This window comes from Pseudomonas sp. CBZ-4, assembly GCF_000346755.1.
GTDB lineage: Bacteria > Pseudomonadota > Gammaproteobacteria > Pseudomonadales > Pseudomonadaceae > Aquipseudomonas.
Genome location: NZ_ANNV01000152.1, coordinates 16,332 through 41,597, shown reverse-complemented (window position 1 = coordinate 41,597; position 25,266 = coordinate 16,332). Strand labels below are relative to the sequence as shown.

The following is a 25,266-nucleotide window of genomic DNA, read 5'->3' as shown; positions in this document are numbered from 1 at the left end:
TGGAACTTTCAAGGGCTTTTCCGGGAAACCAGGCAAGCCTTTTTTTTCGCCTGCTGTTTACGGATCTATCGCAATGCTTGCTCGCTGGTTACCTGCTGCCATCAACACCCGTCCCGCCGAATGGAGCCGTGCCGCCATCGGCATGGCCCTGGGCACCCTGCTCAGTGTGTGGGCGTGTGCCCAGGTCTTTGGCATGGAGGTGGCGCTGCACCTGCTCGGACCCTTGGGCGCTTCGGCGGTGCTGTTGTTTGCGGTGTCATCCGGCGCGTTGGCCCAGCCCTGGTCGATCATCGGCAGCTACCTGTGTGCCGGTGTCGTTGCGCTGCTGGTCGCGCGCGTACTGGGACGCACGCTGGGCAGTGCGTGCCTGGCTGCCGGCATGACCGTGATCCTGATCTGCTGGCTGCGTTGCCTGCATCCACCCGCGGGCGGGCTGGCCATGACCCTGGTACTCGCGGACCCCGCCTCCATCGCCCTCGGCTGGCAGGAACTGGGCGCGGTGATGCTCGGCGCCGGCGCATTGCTGGGCTGCGCGCTGGCCTACAACAACGCCACGCGCACGCGTTATCCCAAAGGCTTGCCGGTGCCTGCCCCTGCGGTGGTGGGCAGTAGCGCGCCGGTCATCGACCCCGAGGTCACGGCGGCCGACCTGAAGCTGGCCCTGGCCGAGATGGAGCAGTTCTACGACGTGCAACCGTCTGAGCTTGAGCAGCTGATCCACGCGGCGCAGGGCCATGCACGGCGGCGCAGCATTGGCGAGGTGCTCAGTCGCCGTGCATAAATGCAATAACGACCTGCAGGATTCCCCGGTGTACTGGGCAAATGTGCACTGGTAGGATCGCAAGAAGGTTCGTCCCCGAACATCTTGATAAAGAACAATAAAAGCAGGGAGTTAGCGATGACTGCTCAGGTTTCATCCGAGGCAAGCCACACCGACCATCTTCAAGCCGACATACTCGCCGAAGTCCGCAACCATATCGGCCACCTCACCCTCAACCGCCCCGCCGGCCTGAACGCCATTACCCTGGACATGGTCCGCAGCCTGAGCCACCACCTGCAGGCCTGGGCCGACGATCCCACGGTGTATGCCGTGGTCCTGCGCGGCGCCGGGGAAAAAGCCTTCTGCGCGGGCGGCGATATCCGTTCCTTGCATGACAGTTTCAAGAGCGGCGACACCCTGCACGAAGACTTCTTCGTCGAGGAATACGCCCTCGACCTCGCCATCCACCACTACCGCAAACCCGTCCTCGCCCTGATGGACGGCTTTGTCCTCGGCGGCGGCATGGGCCTGGTGCAAGGCGCCGACCTGCGCGTGGTCACCGAGCGCAGCCGCCTGGCCATGCCGGAAGTGGCCATCGGTTACTTCCCGGACGTTGGCGGCAGCTACTTCCTGCCGCGTATTCCCGGCGAGCTGGGGGTTTACCTTGGGGTCACCGGCGTGCAGGTCCGCGCCGCCGATGCACTGTATTGCGGCTTGGCCGACTGGTACCTGGACAGCGCCAAGCTGGCCGACCTCGACCAGAAGCTGGACCGCCTGCCCTGGCACGAATCGCCGCTCAAGGACCTGCAGGGCCTGCTGGCCAAGCTCGGCGTACAGCACTTGCCGGATGCGCCGCTGGCCGCGTTGCGTCCTGCGATCGACCACTTCTTCGCGTTGGCGGACGTACCGAGCATTGTCGAACAGCTGCAACAAGTCACCGTCGCCGACAGCCATGAATGGGCGTTGGCCACCGCAGCCCTGATGCAAACCCGCTCGCCGCTGGCCATGGCCGTGACCCTGGAGATGCTGCGCCGTGGCCGCCACCTGCCGCTGGAGCAGTGTTTTGCCCTGGAGCTGCACCTGGACCGCCAATGGTTCGAGCGCGGCGACCTCATCGAAGGCGTCCGTGCGTTGATCATCGACAAGGACAAGGCCCCACGCTGGAACCCTGCCACAGTAGCTGAGCTGGACGCGCAACACGTCGACAGCTTCTTTCGTGACTTCAAGCTGGTTGGGAGATAAGCCATGCAAGATATTGAATACACAGAAGAACAAGTGATGATCCGCGACATGGCGCGCGACTTTGCCCGGGGTGAAATTGCGCCCCACGCCCAAGCCTGGGAGAAAGCCGGCTGGATCGACGACGCACTGGTCGCGAAGATGGGCGAGCTGGGCTTGCTGGGCATGGTGGTGCCGGAAGAATGGGGCGGCACCTACGTGGATTACGTCGCCTACGCCCTCGCCGTCGAGGAGATTTCAGCCGGTGACGGCGCCACGGGGGCGCTGATGAGTATCCATAATTCAGTGGGTTGCGGGCCCATCCTCAACTACGGCTCCGATGAACAGAAACAGACCTGGCTGGCCGATCTGGCCAGCGGCCAGGCGATTGGCTGCTTCTGCCTGACCGAACCCCAGGCCGGCTCCGAGGCGCACAACCTGCGCACCCGCGCCGAGCTGCGCGACGGCCAGTGGGTGATCAATGGCGCCAAGCAGTTTGTCAGCAACGGCAAGCGCGCCAAGCTGGCCATCGTGTTTGCCGTGACCGATCCCGACTTGGGCAAAAAGGGTATCTCCGCGTTCCTGGTGCCCACCGACACGCCCGGCTTTGTGGTGGATCGCACGGAACACAAGATGGGCATCCGCGCCTCGGACACCTGCGCCGTCACCCTCAACCAATGCAGCGTGCCTGAGGCCAACCTGCTGGGCGAGCGTGGCAAGGGCCTGGCCATCGCCCTGTCCAACCTCGAAGGCGGCCGCATCGGCATCGCTGCCCAGGCCTTGGGCATCGCCCGGGCGGCGTTTGAAGCGGCATTGGCCTACGCCCGTGATCGGGTGCAGTTCGACAAGGCGATCATCGAGCACCAGAGCGTGGCCAACCTGCTCGCCGACATGCAAACCCGCCTGAATGCCGCGCGCTTGCTGATCCTCCACGCCGCACGCCTGCGCAGCGCCGGCAAGCCGTGCCTGTCGGAAGCGTCCCAGGCCAAGCTGTTTGCCTCGGAAATGGCGGAGAAGGTCTGCTCGTCAGCGATGCAGATTCATGGCGGCTACGGGTACCTGGAGGATTACCCGGTGGAGCGTTACTACCGGGATGCGCGGATCACGCAGATTTATGAGGGAACTAGCGAGATTCAGCGGATGGTGATTGCCAGGGAACTCAAGAACTACCAGCTGTAACTGACACACTGCAAAACCCAATGTGGGTGCTGATCCTGTGGGAGCTGGCTTGCCTGCGATAGCATCACCTCGGTCTAACAGATAAACCGAGGTGTCTGCATCGCAGGCAAGCCAGCTCCCACAGGGTCCAGTTCCCACAGTGTGATCTTCTGTGTTTGGGAATTACTTGTCCTTGAACTCGGGCGCGCGCTTGGCCACAAACGCCGCCATGCCTTCCTTCTGATCCTGCGTCGCGAACGCCGCATGGAACACCCGACGCTCAAAGCGCACGCCTTCCGACAGGCTGACTTCAAACGCACGGTTCACGCTTTCCTTGACCATCATGCTGATGGGCACCGACTTGCCGGCGATCAGCGTGGCGACTTTCAGCGCTTCTTCCAGCAGTTCATCGGCCGGCACGATACGGGCGACGATGCCGCAACGCTCGGCTTCCACCGCGTCGATAAAGCGCCCGGTCAGGCACATTTCCATGGCCTTGGCCTTGCCCACGGCGCGGGTCAGGCGTTGGGTGCCGCCCATGCCCGGCAGTACGCCGAGGTTGATTTCCGGCTGGCCGAACTTGGCGCCATCGCCGGCCAGGATGAAGTCGCACATCAGTGCCAGTTCACAGCCACCACCGAGGGCGAAGCCGTTGACGGCAGCGATGATCGGCTTGCGGCGGTTGGCCACGCGGTCGCTGTCGCTGAACAGGTCGTCGAGGTAGATCTGCGGGTAGGTCAGCTCGGCCATTTCCTTGATGTCGGCGCCGGCAGCGAAGGCTTTTTTCGAGCCGGTCAGCACGATGCAGCCGATTTCAGGGTTGGCTTCCAGGCCGTCCAGCGCCTGGTTCAGTTCGCTGACCAGTTGCGCATTCAGCGCGTTCAGGGCTTGCGGGCGGTTGAGGGTAATCAGTCCGACGCGGCCCTGGACTTCGAGCAGGATGGTTTCGTAACTCATGTATCGGCTCCTTAGAGATTGCGTGAGATGACCATGCGTTGGATATCGCTGGTGCCTTCGTAGATCTGGCAGACCCGCACATCGCGGTAGATGCGCTCCAGGGGGAAGTCGCTCAGGTAACCGTAACCGCCGAGGGTTTGCAAGGCGGCCGAGCAGACTTTCTCGGCCATTTCCGAGGCGAACAGCTTGGCCATCGAGGCTTCCACCAGCGCCGGCTTGCCGCTGTCACGCAGGGCGGCGGCGTAATGCACCATCTGCCGGGCGACGGCGATTTGCGTGGCCATGTCCGCCAGGCGGAACGCCACGGCCTGGTGTTCGATCAGCGCCTTGCCGAAGCTTTCACGCTCACGGGCGTAGTCCCGCGCCGCTTCAAAGGCGGCGCGGGCCATGCCCACCGATTGCGAGGCGATGCCCACGCGCCCGCCTTCCAGGTTCGCCAGGGCGATCTTGTAGCCTTCGCCCTCCTCGCCCAACCGGTTGGCCACCGGCACTTTGACGTCTTCAAAGAGGATCTGGCAGGTGTCGGACGCATGCTGGCCGAGCTTGTCCTCGACCCGCGCCACGCTGTAGCCGGGGGCATCGGTGGGCACGATAAACGCGCTGATCCCGCGCTTGCCCGCCGCCGGGTCGGTGACCGCAAACACAATCACGATCCCGGCGTTTTGCCCGGAGGTGATGAACTGTTTGCAACCGTTCAGCACGTAGTGGTCGCCCTCCAGGCGCGCACGGGTTTTCAGGCTGCTGGCGTCGGAGCCGGCCTGGGGCTCGGTCAACGCAAACGCGCCCAGCATGGCGCCGCTGGCCAGGGGCGTGAGGAACTGCTCTTTCTGCTGATCGTTGCCGAACTTGAGGATCGGCACGCAACCCACCGAGTTGTGCACGCTCATGATGGTCGAGCACGCACCGTCGCCGGCAGCGATCTCTTCGAGGGCCATGGCGTAGGCCAGGTAGCCGGTGTCGCAACCTCCCCACTGCTCCGGCACGAGCATGCCGAAAAAGCCCAATTCGGCCATTTCGCCGATGGCTTCCTTGGGGAAGCGGTGCTCGCGGTCCCACTCGGCGGCGAAGGGTTTCAGGCGCTCCTGGGCAAATTGCCGGGCCGCGTCGCTGATTTGCAGTTGTTCGTCATTGGGCAACATGGGGTTCAGTCCTTAATACAGGCATTCGACAGCCATGGCCGTGGCTTCACCACCGCCGATGCAGATGGCGGCGACGCCACGCTTGAGGCCCTTTTGGCGCAAGGCCGCGAGCAAGGTCACCAGGATGCGCGCACCGGACGCGCCAATCGGGTGGCCCAGGGCGCAGGCGCCGCCGTGGATATTCACCTTGCTGTGGGGAATTTCCAGTTTGCTCATGGTCACCAGGCTGACCACGGCGAAGGCTTCGTTGATTTCGAACAGGTCCACCTCGTCGAGGTTCCAGCCGGTCTTGCTCATCAGCTTGCGAATCGCCCCTACCGGCGCCACTGGAAACAGCCCCGGCTCATCGGCAAACGCCGCGTGCCCGTGGATCACCGCCAAGGGGGTGAGGCCGCGTTTGTGCGCCTCGGATTGGCGCATCAGCAGCAACGCCGCCGCACCATCGGAAATCGAACTGGAGTTCGCCGCCGTGACCGTGCCGCCGTCGCGGAACGCCGGTTTCAGGCTGGCAATCTTGTCCAGCTTGGCTTTCGGCGGTTGTTCGTCGTGCTGGATGGTTTTCTGTTCCTTGCCCACGGTGACCTGCACCGGGACGATTTCCGCGTCAAAGCTGCCGTCGCTGATCGCTTGCTGCGCGCGGGTCAGGGAGGCGATGGCGAACGCGTCCTGGGCTTCACGGGTAAAACCGTTGTGCTCGGCGCAGTCTTCGGCAAAGGTGCCCATCAGGCGGCCTTTGTCATACGCATCTTCAAGGCCGTCGAGGAACATGTGATCGAGCACGCGGCCGTGGCCCATGCGATAACCGCTGCGGGCACGGTCCAGCAGGTACGGCGCGTTGGACATGCTTTCCATGCCCCCGGCGATTGCTATCTCAATGCTGCCCGCCAGCAGCGAGTCGTGGGCCAGGATGGCCGCTTCCATGCCCGAGCCGCACATCTTGTTGAGGGTGGTGCAACGGGTGGATTTGTCCAGCCCGGCACCCAGCGCCGCCTGGCGCGCAGGCGCCTGGCCCAAGCCTGCCGGCAGGACGCAGCCGAACAGCACTTCATCCACGGCATCGTGGGCGATACCGGCGCGCTCGACGGCGGCACGAATGGCGGCAGCACCCAGTTGCGGCGCGGTCAGGCCCTTGAGGTCGCCCTGGAAGCCGCCCATGGGCGTGCGCACGGCGCTGACGATTACGATGGGATCAGTCATGGTTCGAACTCCTTACTTGGCCGCCATGCGCAAGGCACCGTCGAGACGGATCACCTCGCCGTTGAGCATGCTGTTTTCAATGATGTGACGCACCAGCGCGGCGTATTCGGCCGGTTTGCCCAGGCGCGGCGGGAATGGCACGCCGGCGGCCAGGGAGTCGCGTACTTCCGGGGTCATGCCGGCCATCATCGGCGTCTCGAAAATGCCCGGGGCGATGGTCATCACGCGGATACCAAAGCGTGCCAGTTCACGGGCAGCGGGCAAGGTGAGGCTGGCAATCGCGCCTTTGGAGGCGGAATACGCCGCCTGGCCGATCTGCCCGTCAAACGCGGCCACCGAGGCCGTGTTGATGATCACGCCGCGCTCGCCATCGGCATTCGCTTCGGTTTCAGCGATGGCCGCAGCGGCCAGGCGCAGCAGGTTGAAGCTGCCGATCAGGTTGACGTTGATCACCTGGGCAAAGCTGGCCAGGGCGTGGGGGCCGTTCTTGCCGAGGATCTTTTCGCCACGCACCACACCGGCGCAGTTGACCAGGCCGTGCAAACCGCCAAACGCGGTAACCGCGGCTTGTACCGCCGCCTCGGCGGCCGCTTCCTGGCTGATGTCCGCCACCGCACTGCGCGCGTTATCACCCAACTGCTTGGCCTTGGCCGCGACCGCGTCGGCGTTCAGGTCCACCAGCATGACCTTGGCGCCAGCGGCGACCAGCATCTCGGCGGTGGCCGCGCCGAGGCCCGAAGCGCCGCCGCTGACCAGGAATACCTTGTTTTCGATCTGCATCATTGTGTCCTTAAAAGTGGATCAGGCCACCGCCGCCTTGGCGATTTCCTGGTTACGCAAGATAAAACGTTGCAGCTTGCCGCTCGGGGTCTTGGGCAAGTCGCTGACGAATTCGATTTCCCGTGGGTAGGCATGGGCGGCGAGGCGTTTGCGCACGTGCAGGCGCAGTTCCTCGGCCAGTTCCGGGGTGGCGCGGTATTGGCTGTTGATCACCACGAAGGCTTTCACCAGTTCGGTGCGCTCGGGGTCCGGCTTGCCGACCACCGCGGCTTCGATCACCGCCGGGCGTTCCACCAGCGCGCTTTCCACATCGAACGGGCCGACGCGGTAGCCGGACGTGGTGATCACATCGTCGCTGCGCCCGACAAAACTGATGCTGCCGTCGGGGTTCAGCTCCACGGTGTCGCCGCTCAGGTAGTACTTGTCGACAAACGCCTTGGTCTTTACGCCGTCATAGCCGGCGAACCAGCACATCGGCGACTGTTCGCGGTCGATGGCGAGGATGCCCGGCTGGCCGGCTGGCAACTCTTGATAGTCATCATCGAGCACCACGATGCGGTGCCCCGGCGAGGCAAAGCCGGCCGAACCGACATGCACCGGATGCTCCAGGCCATGGTGATTGCACAGCACCATGCCCAGTTCGGTCTGGCCGTAGTGGTCGTGGATGGTCACGCCGAGGTTGTCGGCGAACCAGCGGATCACTTCCGGGTTCAGCGGCTCGCCGGCGCTGCTGACAATGCGCAGCTTGCCCTTGATCGAATGGGCGAACTGCTCGCCGCCGGCAATCAACAGGCGGTACGCGGTGGGTGAACCGGTGAGGTTGGTGATCCCGTATTTGTTGATGACCCGGCAGGTGCTTTCCAGGGTGAAGGGGCCATCGTAGAAGGTGATCGGGTGGCCCATGGACAACGGGCCGGTCACGCCGAAGTAGATGCCGTAGGCCCAGCCCGGGTCGGCGACGTTCCAGAACGCGTCTTCGGGGCGCAGGTCCACGGCGTCGCGGGTGTAGCTCTGGAACGCGACAATAGCCTTGAGCGGCACCGACAGCGCCTTCGACGGGCCGGTGGTGCCCGAGGTGAACATCAGCAGGAACGGCTCGTCAGCGCCCAGCAGCACCGGCTCACAGCTATTGGAATAGTTGGGCAGCTCGGCCCAGAAACTGAAATCGCCGCGCACCAGGCCTTCGCCCTTGGCGCCGGTGACCGTAACGATGGTCGGGCAGCCTTCGACTTCCGCCAGTTTCGGCCGGTTGACCGCGTCGGTGACCACCAGCGCCGCGCCGGAGCTGTTGAGGCGATGCTCGATGGCCTTGGGACCAAAGGCGGTGAACAACGGTTGATAGACCGCGCCGATGCGCCAGGTGGCAAACACCACCACCAGCAATTCCGCCGTGCGTGGCAGCAACCCCGCGACTTTATCACCGCGCTTGACGCCCTGGGCCAGGAGGAAATTGGCGAAGCGTGCGGCCTGGTCCTGCAAGTCGGTAAAGGTCGAGGTGGCGCTGCGGCCGTCCTTGCCCTCCCAGAACAACGCGATGCGCCCGGGCAGCGCGTGGCGGTCACAGCACTCCACGCAGGCATTGAGGCCTTGCAGGGTGCCGGCCAGTGCGGCGTCAACAGTGTGGGCGTAGTCAAATCCGGTGGTGGCAGCCAAGTAGTCACGCATCGCTTCAAATCCTTCTGTGTTTTTTATTTTCAGGACGTAAACCACGGAAATAGTCGCTCTAGCGCGCCCCAGCAGCAATGGTCAAAGCCCTCAACATGGCTGACTGGTTTGGCCAGTCATCGACCGCACCGATCAACCGGTCAGCCCAAGCGATTGGACGCGTTGGCGACGAGCTTCTAACCTGAGGGTCTGCGCCACCAAAGAAGTCCCCCCGCCGATGATTGTCCGTCCCAAGCCCAACCTCGTGGGCATCCTGTTTTCCCTCAAGGGTTCGATTGCCAAGCGCATTGCCTTGCGCAGCCTGCTGGTCACGTTGCTGGCGTCGGTGATCGTGCTGGTGGAAACCTGGCACCCGGCCTACTTTTCCAAGGTCAACGCCACGCCCTTCACGTTGCTGGGCCTGTCGCTGTCGATCTTCATGAGCTTTCGCAACAACGCCTGCTACGACCGCTGGTGGGAAGGCCGCAAGCAATTGGGGCAGATGATCATTGATGTGCGCTCGTTGATCCGCGAAACCCAGGTGCTGGGGGATTCGCCCGAGCGTGCCGGGCTGTTGCGTGGTTTGTGTGGCTTTGCCCATGGGCTGATCGCACGTTTGCGCCATGAAGACGAAGCCTTGGCGATCAAGCCCTGGGCGGCGGTGGCGGCGACGCACCCGAACTTGCCGGACAACCTGCTGCAACAGTTGGGCGCGCGCTTTTCCGAACTGGCCGAGCGCGGCGTGATCAGCGAATGGCGGTATACCCAGCTGGAAACCCGCCTGGTCAGCCTGAGCCAGGTGCAGGCGTCGTGCGAGCGGATCAAGAGCACGCCGCTACCCTTCCCCTACACCCTGCTGCTGCACCGCACCATCTACCTGTTCTGCATCCTGCTGCCGTTTGCCATGGCCGAGCCGCTGGGGTGGTTGACGCCGGTGTTCACCGCCATCGTCAGCTACACCTTCTTTGGTCTCGACGAGATCGGCGATGACCTCGAAGACCCGTTCGGCTTCGACGAAAACGACCTGCCGTGCAATGCGATCCTGCGCAACCTGGAGCGCGAGGTGCGCGCCGCCCTTGGCGAAACCGACTTGCCGCCCGCCCTGGAACCGGTGGACTACGTGCTGACCTGACGCGGGTTTGACACCTGCCCTGCTCTGGCCGAAGCTGACGGCTTTGTAATACTTGCGGACGCCTGCATGTCTAAGTCACGCCGTTACTCCTTCGTCGGCCTGTGCGCCCTGCTGTTGATTGTGCTGATCACGTGGTATTTCTCCCGCTCCAGCCAGGTGGCCGTGCCGCCGGCGATTGCCCATGGTTACTCCAAAGCCCTGAAACAGGCACGCAACGGCGAACCGGGGGCGGCGCGCGTGTTGTATCAGCAATTGGGCCGCCCGGACCTGTCCCCGGAACGCCGCGCCGCGCTGCACGCCGAGTTGCCCAATTACCCCAGCCCGCAAGCCTTGAAGCTGGCCGACAAGGACCTGCTGAGCGATTCGCCGCAGGTGCGCGAAGCGGCAATCCACAGCATTGCCGGCCTGGTGCCCAGCGGCCAGCGCACGCTGTTGCTCGGCCCGGCACTCGACGACCCGGAACAAAGCGTGCGCTTTGCCGCCGCCAACGCCCTGCTCGGCCTGTCGCCCGACACCCTCGGCCTGTACTTCGGCCCTTTGCAGCAGGTGCTCGACGAATTCGTCAAATACCTCAAGGCCCAGCCCGAAACCGCCGAGGGCTGGATTCAGCTGGCGCAGTTGTACATCCACAGCGCCCTGTTGCCGGACGCGCAAAACGCCCTGGAACAGGCGATGCGCTTGCAGCCGGACAACCTGCAAGCGGTGGTCGCGCAGATCGAGCTACTGGATAAGCAAGGCAAGAGCGAGGAATCCCGGCAACTGCTGGCGCGGCAACTGGCGGCGCATCCCGAGTCGGCTTATCTGCAACATGCCCTGGGCCTGTGGTTGCTGCATCACGGCGAACGCCCTTATGCGTTGCTGGGCCTGTCCAAGGCGGTGGAGCTGGAGCCGGACAACCAGGATTATCGCTACGACCTGGCCACCACCTTGCACGCCCAGAACGAACTGGAAGCCGCACAGCGCCAGCTGGAAGAGATCCTGCAACGCCATCCCGCCAATCGCAAAGCGCGGGTGCTGCTGGTCAATTACTGGAAGGAAAGCGGCCAACTGCAGAACGTGCAGGTATTGCTTGCCCAGCTGGAACAGCAGAACCCCGACGACCCCGCCTTGCAGCAAGGCCTGTAGCGCCCTCGAAAAAAATCGTTGAACGGCTACGGGCCATCACGGTCAAGTAAATATGGCGCGCCCAAGGCGGCGCGTTCCTCTATTGATCCGTGACCCGAGGGCACTTCTTGTCTACATCCAACGAGCTGTTCAGTGAAAAGGCGGCCACCGGTATCGAAGGTCTGGACGACATTCTTTCCGGCGGGCTATCGCGCAGCCACTTGTTCCTGCTGGAAGGAGAACCCGGCACCGGCAAAACCACCGTCGCCCTGCATTTTTTGCAGGCCGGCGCGAAAAACGGCGAGAAGTCGCTGTACATCACCCTGTCCGAGACCGAGCGCGAATTGCGCCAGGGCGCCAAATCCCATGGCTGGGACCTGGACGACAACATCCACATCTTCGAACTGACCCCACCCGAAAGCTTGCTCAACGCCGAGCACCAGCAAAGCCTGCTGTACTCGTCCGACCTGGAGTTGGGCGAAGCGACGCGGCAGATCTTCGAGGTGGTGGAACGGGTCAAGCCGACCCGCGTGGTGGTCGACAGCCTGTCGGAGATTCGCCTGCTGGCGCAGAGCTCCCTGCGTTATCGCCGGCAGATCCTCGCCATCAAGCACTACTTCGTGCGCTATGACGCCACCGTCCTGTTGTTGGACGACTTGACCACCGAATCCCTCGACAAGACCGTGCACAGCGTCGCCCACGGCGTGATCCGCCTGGAAGAACTGACCCCCAACTATGGCGCGGAACGTCGCCGGGTGCGGGTGGTGAAGTACCGAGGACAGAAATACCGTGGTGGCTTCCATGACTTCACCATCTTGCAGGACGGCGTGCATGTGTTCCCGCGGCTGGTGGCGGCCGAGCACCGTGGCGGCTACAACCGCCAGACCCTGACCAGCGGCATCCGGGAGCTGGATTCATTGCTTGGCGGCGGCATCGAGACCGGTTCCAGCAGCCTGATTCTTGGCCCGGCCGGTACGGGCAAGTCGCTGATTTCGATGATCTTCGCCGCCGCCGCAGTGGCCCGTGGCGAGAAAGCCGCGCTGTTTATCTTCGATGAAGAACTGGGCCTGTTGTTCGAGCGCATGAAAAACATGGGCATCGACCTGGCCGCCCTGCAAGCCACGGGCAACCTGCTGATCGAGCAAGTGGACGCTGCCGAGCTGTCCCCCGGCGAGTTTTCCCACCGTGTGCGACGTTGCGTCGATGAGGGCGGAATCAAAACCGTGGTGATCGACAGCATCAATGGCTACCAGGCCGCAATGCCCGAAGAAAACGCATTGATCCTGCATATGCATGAATTACTGCTGTACCTCAACCGCCGGGGTGCGGCCACCTTCATGACCGTCGCCCAACACGGGCTGGTGGGCGACATGCAGGCGCCCGTGGACATCACTTACCTGGCCGACACGGTGATTCTGTTGCGTTACTTCGAAGCCCTCGGCGAGGTTCGCCGGGCCATCTCGATCATCAAGAAAAGGACCGGCTCCCATGAGTCCACCATCCGTGAATACCGCATCGGCAGCCGCGGCATGACCGTCGGTGAGCCGCTGAACAACTTCCAGGGCGTGCTGCGCGGCATTCCAACCTATATGGGCGCCGGCTCTCCCCTGCTCAAGGACATGGGCTGATGCCGCAGCTTGCGCCCATCTCCGAGCGCGCAATCATTCTTGCACCCATGGGCCGTGACGGCTCGCTGGCGCTGATGATGCTCAATGAAGCCGGCTACAGCGGCATTGTGGCCAATGACCTCGGCGCACTGTGCGCGGCGCTGGAGCAAGGTGCCGGCCTGTTGATCATCGCGGCCGAAGCGTTGCGCGGCATCGGGTTGGAGCCGTTGCTGGACAACCTGCACCAGCAACCGGCCTGGTCCGACTTGCCCATCGTACTGATGACGCACCATGGCGGCAGCGAGCAGAACGGGTCATCCCACCTCAGCGGCTTGCTGGGTAACGTGACGTTTCTCGAAAGGCCGTTCCATCCCATCACCTTGATCAGCCTCGTGAGTACCGCCCTGCGCGGCCGGCGTCGGCAATATGAGGCGCGGGACCGCCTGGTGGACCTGAGCGAAAGCGAGCTACGCCTGCAACGTACCCTGGAAACCCTGGAACAGCAGGTAGAGGAACGCACCGCCCAGTTGCGGCATAACGAAGACGCATTGCGCCAGTCGCAGAAGATGGAAGCGGTCGGTCAGTTGACGGGGGGCATCGCCCACGATTTCAACAATATGCTCACCGGGATCATCGGCAGCCTCGAACTGCTGCGCCGTCGCGTGTCCCGGGGCAAGTTGGACGATCTCGACAGCCTGATCGATCTGGGCGTCACCTCGGCCAATCGCGCCGCCGGCCTTACCCACCGCTTGCTGGCCTTCTCCAGGCGCCAGTCCCTCGATTCCAAGCCGGTGGAAATCAACCAGCTGGTCACGGCCATGGGGGAGTTGCTGCAACGCAGCATCAATGAAAGCATCGCCCTGGACATGCGCCTTACCGATGAACTGTGGACCGCCGAAGCCGACCCCAATCAACTGGAGAGCGCCCTGCTCAACCTGGTGATCAACGCGCGCGACGCCATGCCCAATGGCGGCAGCCTCACCGTGGAGACCGGCAACCGCCACCTCGACAGCGTGTTCACCGCCGCCTACGGCACCTTGAAGCCCGGCGACTATGTGGAACTGAGCGTCAGCGACACCGGCTGCGGGATTGCCGAAAGCGTCATGGGCCGGGTCTTCGATCCCTTCTTCACCACCAAGCCCATCGGTCAGGGAACCGGCCTCGGGCTGTCGATGATCTACGGGTTTGCCCGCCAATCCCATGGGCATGTGACGATTCACAGCGTGGTTGGCAAAGGCACGACCGTCAGCCTGTTTCTGCCAAGGTTCATCGGCCAGATCGCCACCGCTGAAGTCGTCAACCCGGCCCTGCTGCCGTTTGCCAACACGGGCGAGACCGTGCTGATCGTCGAGGATGATCCGGCGGTCCGGGTGCTGGTCAGCGCAGTGCTCAAGGAGCTGGGCTATGGCTTTGTCGAGGCCGGTGATGCCGACACCGCCGTGCCGATCATCGAATCCGACCAGCGTATCGACCTGCTGATCAGCGACGTTGGCTTGCCCGGCATGAACGGGCGGCAACTGGCAGAAATCGGCCGGCAGATCCGCCCGGAGCTCAAGGTGTTGTTTATCACCGGCTACGCAGAACATGCGGCGGTGCGGGGTGGTTTCCTTGATCCCGGGATGCAGTTGATCACCAAGCCGTTCACGTTTGACCTGTTGACGGCGAAGGTACGGGAGATGATTCATAAAACCCCAGGCCAATGAGCTCTTGCACCCGAGTCTTCGCCGGGACACCGTGGTTTATAACGGCGCGGAGTACATGTCCTTCAGCGCACTTGGGCTGATGCCGACCTGGTCGAACGCGCTAGGGCTGTAGTCGCTGACGTTCAGTCCCAGCTTGCCAGGCTCCTTGCCCACGGATATGTACGCGCGCGGAAGCTTCTTGCTGGTGAATATATTGTGCAATCCCTTTTGAAAGCTCTCGACGCTATCGAAGGTCGCGATGCCGTAGTTGGGCTCAAAGAAAAAGAACTTCTTTACCCCGCCCTCTATCTGCACACCTGCCGTCATTGCATGCTCGAAATCACTAACCAGCAGTGCTTTTGATTCGGTGGCACTGGCCAGTTGGTCGCCGATAGCGGAATACGGCACTACGCTTGAAGGCCCGCCGTGGAAGACCAACGGGACTTTCAGGTTGGCCTGCATCTGGTCCAGGGTACTGATGAACTTTTTCGAGGCGGCTGCCTTCGGGTTGGCGGCCGCAGCGTAAAAGTTGTCAATCAGCGTCTGTCCTTTACCGTGCTGCAGGGCTTCCAGCATGAGGTGCGAGAGTGCCGCGCATTGCCCCTCCGTCAACCGGTGTGTCTGGCTCAAGTAGAACAGTTGAGGCATCGGGGTAATGCGCCCACCGGCGTTGCGTATCTCTTGGTTGAATATGTTTACACCCGCGAGGCTGTGATTGACCGCCAGCCTTTCCTGCTGCCTGACCAGAATGCCGATATCCCTGGGTGACAGTTTTCCGGTGACGGTCAGTTTCTTGATCTGCGCGGACATCATGCCGGGCATATACCCTGGAACCGCTTCAGGTTTCCCCTCAAGGTAACCTGTGCGAAACGCCGTGGCATGGGGGCCGTTTTCAGCTTTTCTGACGGTATTCATCCATCGGGTATCGAGGTGCGTGGTGACGATCGGATCGAATTTATGCAGAACGATCGTGGCGCTTTCTGTCAGCGGGTCATATTCCCGCCATTTTTTTGCGGGCACGTCGTATTTGGCAACTGTGCGTTTGGTAACGCCGTCTGCCGATGTCGCCAAGCCGTCAAAGAGGTCCCTGCGTGCTTCCACCACCTGCACTTGTTGCGGCGTCATGCGTAGCGTTGGCGAGGCCTGTGCGGCTGTGGACTTGGGCGCCGATCCGGGTTTCAGGTGATGAAAAAACCTCCCCACCTTGCTGTGAGCCGCTTTGCCTGCGACAGGGCCGAGGCCTTTGAGCAGTGGTTGTATACCGTTCAAGCGTGTGCCTTTGCTCGCAACCCCTTTGAGCCCCTTGGCCCCGCTGACCCCCTTGAAGATCGCACTGGTCACGATGTCGAAGATCACATCGCCAGTGGCACTGAGGTAGTCGCCGTTGATAATGTGCCGGATGGCCGAGGCGCCCGGTATGACACCCAGGAATATTTCGTGGATTGTTTTTTTCAGGCGGGCCTCGCCGTCAAAGGTCGTGACTTCGCGAGACGCGTCTTTTTGCGCGCCCAACTGGTACAGCGGCAGGATATTTTTCGACAGCAGGTCGCCCAGGTATTCGCTGCGGGGGCTGGTGAATGAGGCGGGCACCGCGTCGCTCTCAGTCGCTGCATGTTCGTCACGCGATTCCATTTTCTGGATGGTCGGCGCGGCGAAATTCCTGGCCAGGATGGAGTCGCTCTTGCGTTCTTCCCACGGTCCCTGCAAGCCTTCCTTGAACGTGTCATTCAAATCAGGGCGTTTACGGATCACGTATTTTTGCGGATCAAATTGATAATAGGTGGTCTGGCCGTCCCGTTCTGTCTTGATGATCAGTGATCGGTTGGTAGCGGTTTGGGTAAAACGGTCAGGTGTCGAGGTAGACCCTGAGTTTGTGTTGATCTCCGAGCGCACGGTTTCGCCGGTCTGATAGACCGTCAGCTTGCCGTGTTCAATAGTTTTGCGATCGTCCAGTGGAAGGTTGGCGATCAGGTTTTTCGTGAGGGTGGCCCAGGCCTGGGATAACTCGTTTTCATACGCGCCAAAAGCCTCCTCGTGCTTCTGGATAGGATCAGTCAGATGACTCACGCGCTCGATTATTTGCTTGGTGATCCGCGGGTTGCTGGAGAACCAGCCCACATCATCACCGGCTTTTTTCGCCAGGTAGAGGTCCAGCAGCGAGTAGCTACCGACCGGGTCGGTGGTCAGCGAGGGCGTGTATTTATGGCTGTCTGTTCGGACAACATTGGCACGAATGGATTTTTCTTCAAAATCGATGCCTTCGCCAAACGCGGCCTTGAGCTCAGCCAGAGCGACGGATCGCTGGGAAGGCACCTGGGCGTTCAGCGCCTTGTAGCTGCGGCTCAGGGCTTTTTGCTGATGTTCAATCGTTTTGCGTGTGTACAAGATGTTCTGCGGGGAATACGGACCGCTCGAACCCAGCGTGCCATGGTTCTTGCCCCACTCAATGATGGCCGGCAATTGTGCTTCGTCCTGAAGCGCGCGCGCTTCTTCGGTCGCCGGAGCAACCTCGTCAAAAGCAACGATTTGCGCATAGCTCATGCGCAAGCTGGCGCCAGGGCTCAGCGCTTCGATACGCGCCACGGCCGCCTTGAGCGCTAACCATTCGAAAGAGCCCTTGGTGATGTATTGCGGAATGTCTTTGACCAGCAACTCTGGCGCGGCACGCGCCAGCAACAAGACCGCAGCAATGGGGGCAGTCTGGGGCGTGGTGATGTTCTGGCTCTGGAGATGCTCAATCAAGGCCTGCTTGATCTCGAAGGGGTGTTTACCCTCGTGCCCGTCCAGATTGAACCCGGCAACGTGACCTTCTTGCGGCTGCGACAGGCTTTTTGCATCCAGCGTGACGCCCAAGGCCGTCAGTAGCCAGGTCCTGGCGTTCGCGCCGGCGGCCGCTTCCCCCGCGCGGTCACGCAGTGCGGCGCCCAATTGTTGGCCTTCGTCAGAGTCGAGGATCCAGTCGATCACGGCCATCGGGTCGTTTTGATTGCGGATGGAGGCCGGCACGCGATTGACCAACGCACCCAGCATGTCGACGGTACCCAGTGGGGTATCAGGGTCCAGCACGGGCAACGGCGGATTATTGTCGGCGAGCGTCTGGAAAATCTGCGCGCGGGCCTCGGTCGACAGCGGCGTGGGCCAAGCCAGCGCCCCCGCGAAGTTGCCGTCCCGTGGCCGGGGCAACGCAGGTTCCTGCAAGGCGCGGATGAGGTCTGTCAGATCTGCCGGCGTCTGTGGAATGCGCCAGCCATAGGTTGCCAGCACATCTTCAAGGCTGGCTTCACTGCGCCCATTGTCCTTCGCATAGCTGGAGTTCGGGTCGAGTGTGATGGTCTGGTCCCGCAGGAAGTCCGCCAGGGAGGGGTGGGCTCTGCTGTCGTACTGCATCAGCTTGTCGGTCAGGTTGAACTGGACGTTGCTGTTGCCCAGTTCGACAACCTGCTGGTCGAGCAGCTCCGGTGCCTGAGCCGCGAGATTCGCAAACGGTCTGTCGCGCGACATTTGGTCAAACACTTGGCTGTGTTCGAGTTGCGTGGCGCGGGCCAGGGTCTCCTCCTTGCGGTCGGCCAGGAGCACCTCGCCATAAAACCGCGCGACCTCGTACAACGGCGCCGCGGTCGGATCGGACGGCACCTCGATCTTTTCATACGCCAACGCGCGTGCGGCGGCCATGAGCGGCGCCGTGGCCTCCGCCCATTCACCGCCCAGCCGTGAGGCGCTGAGGGTCATCGGTTGGCCATCGACCATGGCCGTTATCGTATCGGCGAGGTGATTGACGGTGATCGGGCTGGACGTATCGATATTGAGCAATTTGGCAAGCGCTTCAAATCGCGGGTTTCTCGCCGCGTTATAGAATTGTTGCCACCATTGGCCGAATGTCGAATCGGCAGGGATATTGTTGAGCAATACCGCGTCGGCTGAACCGCCCGCCACGCTGCGCAAGGCCTTGACGTACTGCTCTAGAACACCGCGGTCGCCTGGGGTTACGTTCGCGTGTCCAGTGTCGGGCGACGGGTTATCACGTGGCACATCCCCTTTGCCCCGAGACGGATTGGCGTAAGACGATTGCAGTCGTTGATTGAGCGAAGCACTGGACGAGATCATGTAAAACCCTTCAACAGAAATTGGAGCTGTCGACGAAGGAATGAATTCGTCGAGCCCGCGTTTTAGTCGTTGAGGGGTGTAAGGACATTCCGAGGTTTGCTGGCCGCATCGGTGACAGAACGTAACGGCACGCCGTCGGTTGCCGGGCTGCCATGCAGCAGCCCAAGGTGCCTGCTTGCGTTGCGTGTCAGGCCAGCAGCCGCTGGATATGCTCGTGCAGCGTGTCCAGGTCAAACGGTTTGGCCAGGATCGGCGCATTGCGCGTGATCGGGCTGTTGCAGTCGAGGATTTCCTGCGGGTAACCGCTGATAAAGATCACTTTCAATTCCGGACGCAGCTTGATCGCCGGCTCGGCGATCTGCACGCCGGAAATGCCGCCGGGCAGGCGGTAATCGGTGACCATGAGGTCCAGGTGTGGCTTGGTCGCGAGAATTTCGAAGGCCTGCTCGCCATCGATTGCCTTGAGTACCCGATAACCCAGGCCGGCCAGGTACTCACCCAGCACAAACATAATCGATTCGTCGTCTTCGACGATCAGTACAACATCTTGCGCATCTTCACTCATGGGAAGCCTTTGTCCGGTCAATTGCTGCAATTACGACCATGGGGTCACGCAGAAGGTTGCGTCGAGCCGACGATTGATTTCATCGCGCGGCCTCAAGGGGCAGGCACACCCGGAACAGGGCGCCCTCGCCTATCTGGCTCTCGACCTCGATGGTGCCGCCGTGGGCCGCAACGATCTGCTCGGAAATAAACAATCCGAGGCCCAGGCCCGCTGCCACCTGGCTGGCGGACACACGCTCGAATTGCTGGAAAATACGTTTCTGGTTGTCTTCGCTGATGCCGATGCCTCGGTCGCGCACTTCCACCCGGGCTTCGCCGTGCGCGCTGTAGACCCGCACATCCACCGGGCTTTTTGCGCCGTAGCGCAAGGCGTTGGTCAGCAGGTTGGTGATCACCTGCTCGATGCGGAACTCGTCCCAATGACCTTCCACCGGCCCTTGAGAGACCAGGCGCATGGAAGAACCGGCGGCGGCCACTTGCTGCGCGAAGTTTTCCACCAGGTTATGCACCAGTTGCGCCAGGTCAAAGTGTGCCGGACGGATCGACAGCTTGCCGGTACGAATGCGCGACACGTCGAGCATGTCTTCGATCAGGCGGATCAGGCTTTGAATCTGGCGCTCATCGCGGTCAACCATGGCGTGCATCTTGTCCAGGGTAAACGCGGCCGCGTTATCCCGGGCCAGGTGCATCTTGCGCAGCTGGGTTTCGAGGATCAGCCCATTCAAGGGCGTACGCACTTCGTGGGCGACGATCGACATGAAGTCGTCACGCATGCGCACGGCCTGCTCCAACTCGGCCTGGGTGGCCTGCAAGCGTGTGAGCAACAGCTCCTGTTCGCGCCGGCTGCGCTCCAGGGCTTCGACCTGTTGCTTCATGGCCTTGCTTTGGCGGTACAGGTCAACGAACACATTGACCTTGCTCTTGACCGCGTGGATGTCCAGCGGCTTGTGCAGGAAGTCGACTGCGCCGCTTTCATAGCCCTTGAAGGCATAGTTGAGTTCGCGGCCAGCGGCGCTGACGAACACAATCGGGATGTTCTTGGTCTTTTCGGTGCCGCGCATCAACTCGGCCAGCTCGAAGCCGTTCATGCCGGGCATCTGCACGTCAAGGATCGCCATGGCGAACTCGTGCTCCAACAGCAGCGACAAGGCTTCGTCGGCACTCAATGCCTTGAATACCTGGCGATCCTCGCGCTTGATCAGCGCTTCGAGGGCCAGCAGGTTTTCCGGCAGATCATCGACGATCAGCAGTTTGGCCTGGACAGTACTTAACATGGGGAATATTCCAGGGAAGCCAACAATGAGCCGATCTGGCTCAGCGAAAGAATGTGGTCAGGTGTGTGCAGCGCCAGGGCTGCCCGGGGCATTACCGCCACGCGAGCCTCTGTGGGGTCTTGCACCACAGTGGTTCCATCCTGTTGCTTGACATGGGCCAGGCCCCGGGCGCCGTCTTGATTGGCGCCGGTCAACAGGATCGCCAACAGGCCGCTGCCATAGGTGTCGGCGGCGGACTCAAACAGAAAGTCGATGGCCGGGCGCGAGTGGTGCACGCGGTCTTCCTGGCTCAGGGACAGACTGTGGTCGCGCTCTACCGACAGGTGATAGCCAGGCCCGGCAAAGTACAGGGTGCCGGCCTTGATCATTTCCTTGTCGCGCGCCTCGACCACCGGCATCGCCACGCGCCGGTCGAACACTTCAGCCAGATGGCTGCGGCGCTCGTCCGGCAGATGCAGCACGGCGATGATGGGCAGGCCGAATCCCTCGGGCAGCTCACCGAACACCGTCAGCAACGCCTCGACGCCGCCCGCGGACGCGCCGATGACAATCGCTTCTATGCCCGGAACCCGAGTCCGGTTGGCAGCCGCTTCATTCATAGTTTGCGGTAGATCCGTTCTTGCTTGACCAAGGGTTCGAATTGCTTGCTGTAGGCGGAAAAGTCCAGGGTCTCTTTGCTGCCCAGCACCAGAAAACCACGGTGACACAACGACTCGTGAAACAATCCGAAGGCCCGATCCTGCAACTTTTTATTGAAATAAATCAATACGTTACGGCACGAAATTAATTGAGTTTCTGAGAATACACTATCGGTCGCCAGGCTGTGATCGGCAAACGTCACGTTCTCGCGCAGGCTTTTGTCGAAGATCGCGTAATCGTAAGCCGCCGTGTAGTAGTCGGCAAATGAACGTTGCCCGCCGGCCTGCTGGTAGTTGGCGGTGTAGGCCCGCACGTTTTCCAGGGAAAAGATCCCTTGCTTGGCTTTGTCCAGCGACGCCGGGTTGATGTCGGTGGCATAAATGATCGTGCGCTCCAGCAAGCCCTCTTCCCTGAGGAGGATGGCCATGGAGTACACCTCCTCACCGGTGCTGCAGCCGGCGATCCAGATCTTGATCGACGGGTAGGTCTTGAGCAGCGGTACCACTTCCTGGCGAATCGCCAGGAAGTGCGAGGGGTCACGGAACATTTCGCTCACCGGAATGGTGAGGAATTGCAGCAACTGCATGAACGCTGCCGGGTCATGCAGCACCCGCTCCTGCAGCGCCGAAATCGTCGCGCAGTCGAACTGGCGCAGGGCATGGGCCACACGCCGCTTGACCGACGCCCCGGAGTAGTCGCGAAAGTCGTAGCTGTACTTGAGGTAGATCGCCTCGATCAACAGGCGCAGCTCGATATCGCTGCTTTTATCCAAAAAACTTCGCTCCACTTAAATGCGTTCCATCTTGGGTAGCCATACGCGAATCAGTGAGAACAGACGGTCCAGATCAATCGGCTTGGCCAGGTAATCGTTGGAACCCGCCGCGAGGCAGCGTTCCTGATCGTCCTTCATGGCCTTGGCCGTCACCGCGATGATCGGCAGTTTTTTCCAGCGCGGGTCCTGGCGGATCAAGGCGGTGGCCTCGTAACCGTCCATTTCCGGCATCATCACGTCCATCAACACCAAATCGATATCGTCCACTTCATTGAGCTTGTCGATGGCTTCACGGCCGTTTCGCCCGATGACCACCACGGCGCCTTTGTGCTCCAGGGCGCTGGTCAGGGCGAAGATGTTGCGCACATCGTCGTCCACCAACAGGATCTTGCGCCCTTCAAAGACCTTGTCGCGGCTGCGGGCGGTCTTGAGCATCGTCTGGCGGTCATGGGACAGCTGGGATTCGACTTTGTGCAAAAAGAGTGTGACTTCGTCCAACAGGCGCTCCGGCGAACGGGCGCCCTTGATGATGATCGAGCGTGAATACTTGCGCAGCTCGGCCTCTTCGTCGCGGGTCAGGTTGCGCCCGGTGTAGACGATCACCGGCGGGAAGGAGCAGATGTCCTCGGTGGCCATGCGCTTGAGCAGTTCGTTGCCCAGCATGTCCGGGAGCTTGAGGTCGATGATCATGCAGTCGTAGACGTTGGTGCGCAGCAGGTCCAGCGCGGCCTGGGCGTAGCCGACGTCGGTGATCTCGATGTCATCGTCGCCGATCAGGCGGGCAATGCTGTCACGCTGCAAGTCATCGTCTTCCACCAGCAGCACACGCTTGACCTTCTGGGTCAGCTTGGCCTCCAGGCGCGCAAACACGTCCTTGAGCTCTTCGCGGGTGGTGGGTTTGACGGCATAGCCGATGGCGCCCATGTGCATGGCGGCCTCGACGCGGTCCTCCACGGAGATCACGTGCACGGGGATATGGCGGGTATTGGCGTGTTCCTTGAGGCGTTGCAACACGGTCAGCCCGGAATGGTCGGGCAGGCGCATGTCCAGCAGGATCGCGTCGGGAATGTATTCTTCGGCCAGGCTGTAGCCTTCGTCCGCGCCGTGGGCCACCAGGCAGTTGTAGCCCAGTTCGTGGGCCAGGTCGAAGAGGATGCGGGCGAAGTTTGGCTCGTCCTCCACCACCAGGATGCACCGGGTGGTGAACGGTGCCTTGTCGCGGTCATCGGCGAAGCGCGGGATCAGGTTGGCATCGGCCACCGGCAACGGGGATACCTTGACCGGCGTGGGGGCCGGCGCTACGACCACCTGACGCGGTTGTTCGATGGGCGCCGCATCTTCTGCACGTTCGACATACTGTTCCGGCAACACCAGGGTGAACATGCTGCCCTTGCCCGGTTGGCTGGTAACGCTGATATAGCCGCCGAGCAAGGTGGCCAAGTCGCGGGAAATCGACAGGCCAAGGCCGGTGCCGCCATACCGGCGGTTGGTGGTGCCGTCGGCCTGGCGGAAGGCTTCAAAGATGCTTTCCTGCTGATCGAGCGCAATGCCAATGCCGGAATCGCGCACGGTGAAGGCGATGCCCTCTCCCGGTGCCTCGGACACCGACAGGCTTACCTCGCCGTGCTCGGTAAACTTGACCGCGTTGGACAGCAGGTTCTTGAGGATCTGCTCCAGGCGCTGGCGGTCGGTAAACAGCATGGCGGGCGCACCTGCCTGCACCTCCACCTGGAACCCCAGCTTGCGATCGGCCGCCAGCGGTTCGAACATACCGCGCAAACCGTCCACCAGGCGTGCCACGCTGGAATTCTCAGGGCGCACTTCCAGCTTGCCGGCTTCAACCTTGGAAATGTCGAGGATGTCGTTGATCAGGTTGAGCAAATCATTGCCGGCCGAATAGATCGACTCGGCAAACTTGACCTGTTCGGCACTGAGGTTGTCCTGGGGGTTTTCCGCCAGCAGCTTGGCCAGGATCAACGAACTGTTCAGCGGCGTGCGCAGTTCGTGGGACATGTTGGCGAGGAATTCGGATTTGTATTTGCTTGAGCGCTGCAATTCGTCGGCCCGGTCTTCGAGGTCGAGCTGGGCCTGGCTGAGCTCCCCGTTCTTGCGGTCCATGGCGTCGCGCTGGTCGGCCAGGGTCTGCGTCTGTTCGGCCAATTGTTCGTTGGTCTGCTCCAGCTCCGCCTGCTGGGTTTCCAGGTGAGCCTGGGATTCCTTGAGGATGCGCGACTGCTCCTCCAGTTCTTCGTTGGCAGTCTTGAGCTCTTCCTGCTGCACTTGCAGCTCTTCATTGAGCTGCTGGGTCTCGGCCAGCACTTCCTGCAAGCGTTGGCGATAGCGGGCGGCTTCAATGGAGGTGCCGATATTGCCAGCGATCAATTCCAGCAATTCGACATCACGTTCATCCAGGGGGCGCAAGAAGCCCAGCTCGATGACGCCGTTGACGCGCCCATCATCGCTGGTCGGCACTACCAGCACGCTGCGGGTCGAGCCCTCCCCCAGCCCGGAGCTGACCTTGAAATAGCCCACTGGCACATCGTCCAGGCGAATCAGGCGATCCAGCTGGGCGGCCTGGCCAACGATGCCTTCGTCGTTGTAGATCGCTTGCTCCAGCTGTTCCTGTTCGCGGGAGAAACCGTACGTCGCGACACGCTTGAGGCCGCCGTGTTCTTCTCGCACGTACAGCGCGGCCACGGCCGAGCCCATGTACTGGGCAAAGAATTGCAGGATGTTGCGCCCCAACATGTTCAGGGTCAGTTGGCCAAGCACCTGCTCTGCGAGCTCGGTCTGGCCGTTGCGCAGCCAGGCCTGCTGTTCCAGGCGCAGCGCAATCTTCTGCTGTGACGCCAGGTTATCGCCGTAACTCTTTGATAACGAAATTAAATTCTTCCTGCCGATATAGGCCAGAAAACCACTGAGCCCCAATACAAACGCCAGGTAAAGGATGACGCTGACCACGGTTGTGCGGGTGACTTCTTCGTTACGGGTGATACGGAACTGCTGCTCCATCGCGACCGCGTCGTCATATTCCTTGCGAATTTCATCGGTGAGGCGCTTGCCCCGGCCGGCTTTGACCGCGCTGCGGTAGTCACCGCTGGTGCGCTGCATCTCAATCATCGACTCGGCGTACTTGTTCCATTCGGTCTGCAAGGCTTCCAGGCGCTTGAGGCGATCCACCTGTTGGGGGTTGTCCGCGACCAGGTCCTGCAAATTGCGCAAATCGGCAATGATCCGTGGCTTGGCCACTTCATACGGGTCGAGAAAATGCTCATCGCCCGTGATCAGAAAACCGCGCATGCCGGTTTCCAGGTCCACCGTCAGTTTCGACGACTCGTTGAGGTTGTTGATGACCCGGTCGGTGTGCTCCACCCACTGGATCACCGTCAGCAGATACGTAATCAGGCAGCCGAAAAACACTGCGCTGAGCACGCCCACACCCAAGGGCAGCGCCACATTTCGGCTTAAAAGGTTACGGAAGCTTTTTTCATCGACGGACGACGCAGGTGTCATGGGCATGCCTTGGCCAGGTGCG

18 protein-coding genes are annotated in these 25,266 nt (G+C 61.8%); 7 read left to right on the top strand and 11 right to left on the bottom strand.

What is annotated here, in order from left to right; genetic code table 11:
• Positions 1-73: 73 nt before the first annotated feature.
• The 3 genes from B348_RS0121640 (at position 74) to B348_RS0121630 (ending at position 3,157) form a co-directional block, all read left to right on the top strand.
• Positions 74-781: an HPP family protein gene (locus tag B348_RS0121640; protein WP_017738137.1), complete on the top strand. Its 708-nt coding sequence runs from the start codon at positions 74-76 to the stop codon at positions 779-781.
• 117 nt (positions 782-898) lie between these two features.
• Positions 899-2,002 carry an enoyl-CoA hydratase/isomerase family protein gene (locus B348_RS0121635; RefSeq protein WP_017738136.1) on the top strand — a complete coding sequence of 368 codons (1,104 nt, stop codon included), beginning with the start codon at positions 899-901 and terminating at the stop codon, positions 2,000-2,002.
• A gap of 3 nt (positions 2,003-2,005) precedes the next feature.
• Positions 2,006-3,157: an acyl-CoA dehydrogenase family protein gene (locus B348_RS0121630; RefSeq protein WP_017738135.1), complete on the top strand. Its 1,152-nt coding sequence runs from the start codon at positions 2,006-2,008 to the stop codon at positions 3,155-3,157.
• A 162-nt stretch (positions 3,158-3,319) separates the two neighbouring features.
• Here B348_RS0121630 and B348_RS0121625 read toward each other — a convergent pair whose 3' ends face one another.
• Genes B348_RS0121625 through B348_RS0121605 form a run of 5 tightly spaced genes read right to left on the bottom strand, consistent with a single transcriptional unit; the run spans position 3,320 to position 8,874 of the window.
• Positions 3,320-4,093, bottom strand: coding sequence for an enoyl-CoA hydratase (locus tag B348_RS0121625; RefSeq protein WP_017738134.1), 774 nt, complete (start codon positions 4,091-4,093; stop codon positions 3,320-3,322).
• Positions 4,094-4,104: 11 nt separating this feature from the next.
• Entirely contained in the window at positions 4,105-5,232 is a 1,128-nt protein-coding gene (locus B348_RS0121620) for an acyl-CoA dehydrogenase (protein WP_017738133.1), read from the bottom strand.
• A 12-nt stretch (positions 5,233-5,244) separates the two neighbouring features.
• The gene (locus B348_RS0121615) at positions 5,245-6,429 is read right to left on the bottom strand and encodes an acetyl-CoA C-acyltransferase (protein WP_017738132.1); all 1,185 of its coding nucleotides are present in this window, start codon (positions 6,427-6,429) and stop codon (positions 5,245-5,247) included.
• A 12-nt stretch (positions 6,430-6,441) separates the two neighbouring features.
• Positions 6,442-7,209 (bottom strand): SDR family NAD(P)-dependent oxidoreductase, encoded by a 768-nt coding sequence (locus B348_RS0121610; RefSeq protein WP_017738131.1) that lies wholly within the window; start codon positions 7,207-7,209, stop codon positions 6,442-6,444.
• Between the two features lie 21 nt (positions 7,210-7,230).
• Positions 7,231-8,874 carry an AMP-binding protein gene (locus B348_RS0121605; RefSeq protein WP_017738130.1) on the bottom strand — a complete coding sequence of 548 codons (1,644 nt, stop codon included), beginning with the start codon at positions 8,872-8,874 and terminating at the stop codon, positions 7,231-7,233.
• 217 nt (positions 8,875-9,091) lie between these two features.
• Here B348_RS0121605 and B348_RS0121600 point away from each other — a divergent pair, with 217 nt between their 5' ends.
• From B348_RS0121600 to B348_RS0121585, 4 genes are all read left to right on the top strand, one after another.
• A complete protein-coding gene (locus B348_RS0121600; RefSeq protein WP_017738129.1) occupies positions 9,092-9,985 on the top strand; it encodes a bestrophin family protein in 894 nt (297 codons plus the stop codon).
• A 66-nt stretch (positions 9,986-10,051) separates the two neighbouring features.
• Positions 10,052-11,110 (top strand): tetratricopeptide repeat protein, encoded by a 1,059-nt coding sequence (locus B348_RS0121595; protein WP_017738128.1) that lies wholly within the window; start codon positions 10,052-10,054, stop codon positions 11,108-11,110.
• A 107-nt stretch (positions 11,111-11,217) separates the two neighbouring features.
• A complete protein-coding gene (locus B348_RS0121590; protein ID WP_017738127.1) occupies positions 11,218-12,717 on the top strand; it encodes an ATPase domain-containing protein in 1,500 nt (499 codons plus the stop codon).
• Positions 12,717-14,399: an ATP-binding protein gene (locus B348_RS0121585; protein WP_017738126.1), complete on the top strand. Its 1,683-nt coding sequence runs from the start codon at positions 12,717-12,719 to the stop codon at positions 14,397-14,399. The genes B348_RS0121590 and B348_RS0121585 overlap by 1 nt, the downstream gene beginning before the upstream one ends.
• A gap of 36 nt (positions 14,400-14,435) precedes the next feature.
• Here the strand turns inward: B348_RS0121585 and B348_RS0121580 are convergent, their stop codons facing one another.
• From B348_RS0121580 to B348_RS0121555, 6 genes are all read right to left on the bottom strand, one after another.
• Positions 14,436-18,482, bottom strand: a complete 4,047-nt coding sequence (locus tag B348_RS0121580; protein ID WP_157356542.1) for a hypothetical protein — start codon at positions 18,480-18,482, stop codon at positions 14,436-14,438.
• 187 nt (positions 18,483-18,669) lie between these two features.
• Positions 18,670-19,047 carry a response regulator gene (locus tag B348_RS0121575; protein ID WP_017738124.1) on the bottom strand — a complete coding sequence of 126 codons (378 nt, stop codon included), beginning with the start codon at positions 19,045-19,047 and terminating at the stop codon, positions 18,670-18,672.
• Between the two features lie 79 nt (positions 19,048-19,126).
• Positions 19,127-20,320: a hybrid sensor histidine kinase/response regulator gene (locus B348_RS0121570; RefSeq protein WP_017738123.1), complete on the bottom strand. Its 1,194-nt coding sequence runs from the start codon at positions 20,318-20,320 to the stop codon at positions 19,127-19,129.
• On the bottom strand, positions 20,314-20,919 hold the full coding sequence (locus tag B348_RS0121565; protein ID WP_017738122.1) for a chemotaxis protein CheB: 606 nt from the start codon (positions 20,917-20,919) through the stop codon (positions 20,314-20,316). The genes B348_RS0121570 and B348_RS0121565 overlap by 7 nt, the downstream gene beginning before the upstream one ends.
• Entirely contained in the window at positions 20,916-21,746 is an 831-nt protein-coding gene (locus tag B348_RS0121560) for a protein-glutamate O-methyltransferase CheR (protein WP_017738121.1), read from the bottom strand. The genes B348_RS0121565 and B348_RS0121560 overlap by 4 nt, the downstream gene beginning before the upstream one ends.
• On the bottom strand, positions 21,747-25,244 hold the full coding sequence (locus tag B348_RS0121555; protein ID WP_026136968.1) for a response regulator: 3,498 nt from the start codon (positions 25,242-25,244) through the stop codon (positions 21,747-21,749). It lies immediately after the preceding gene.
• Positions 25,245-25,266 lie beyond the last annotated feature (22 nt).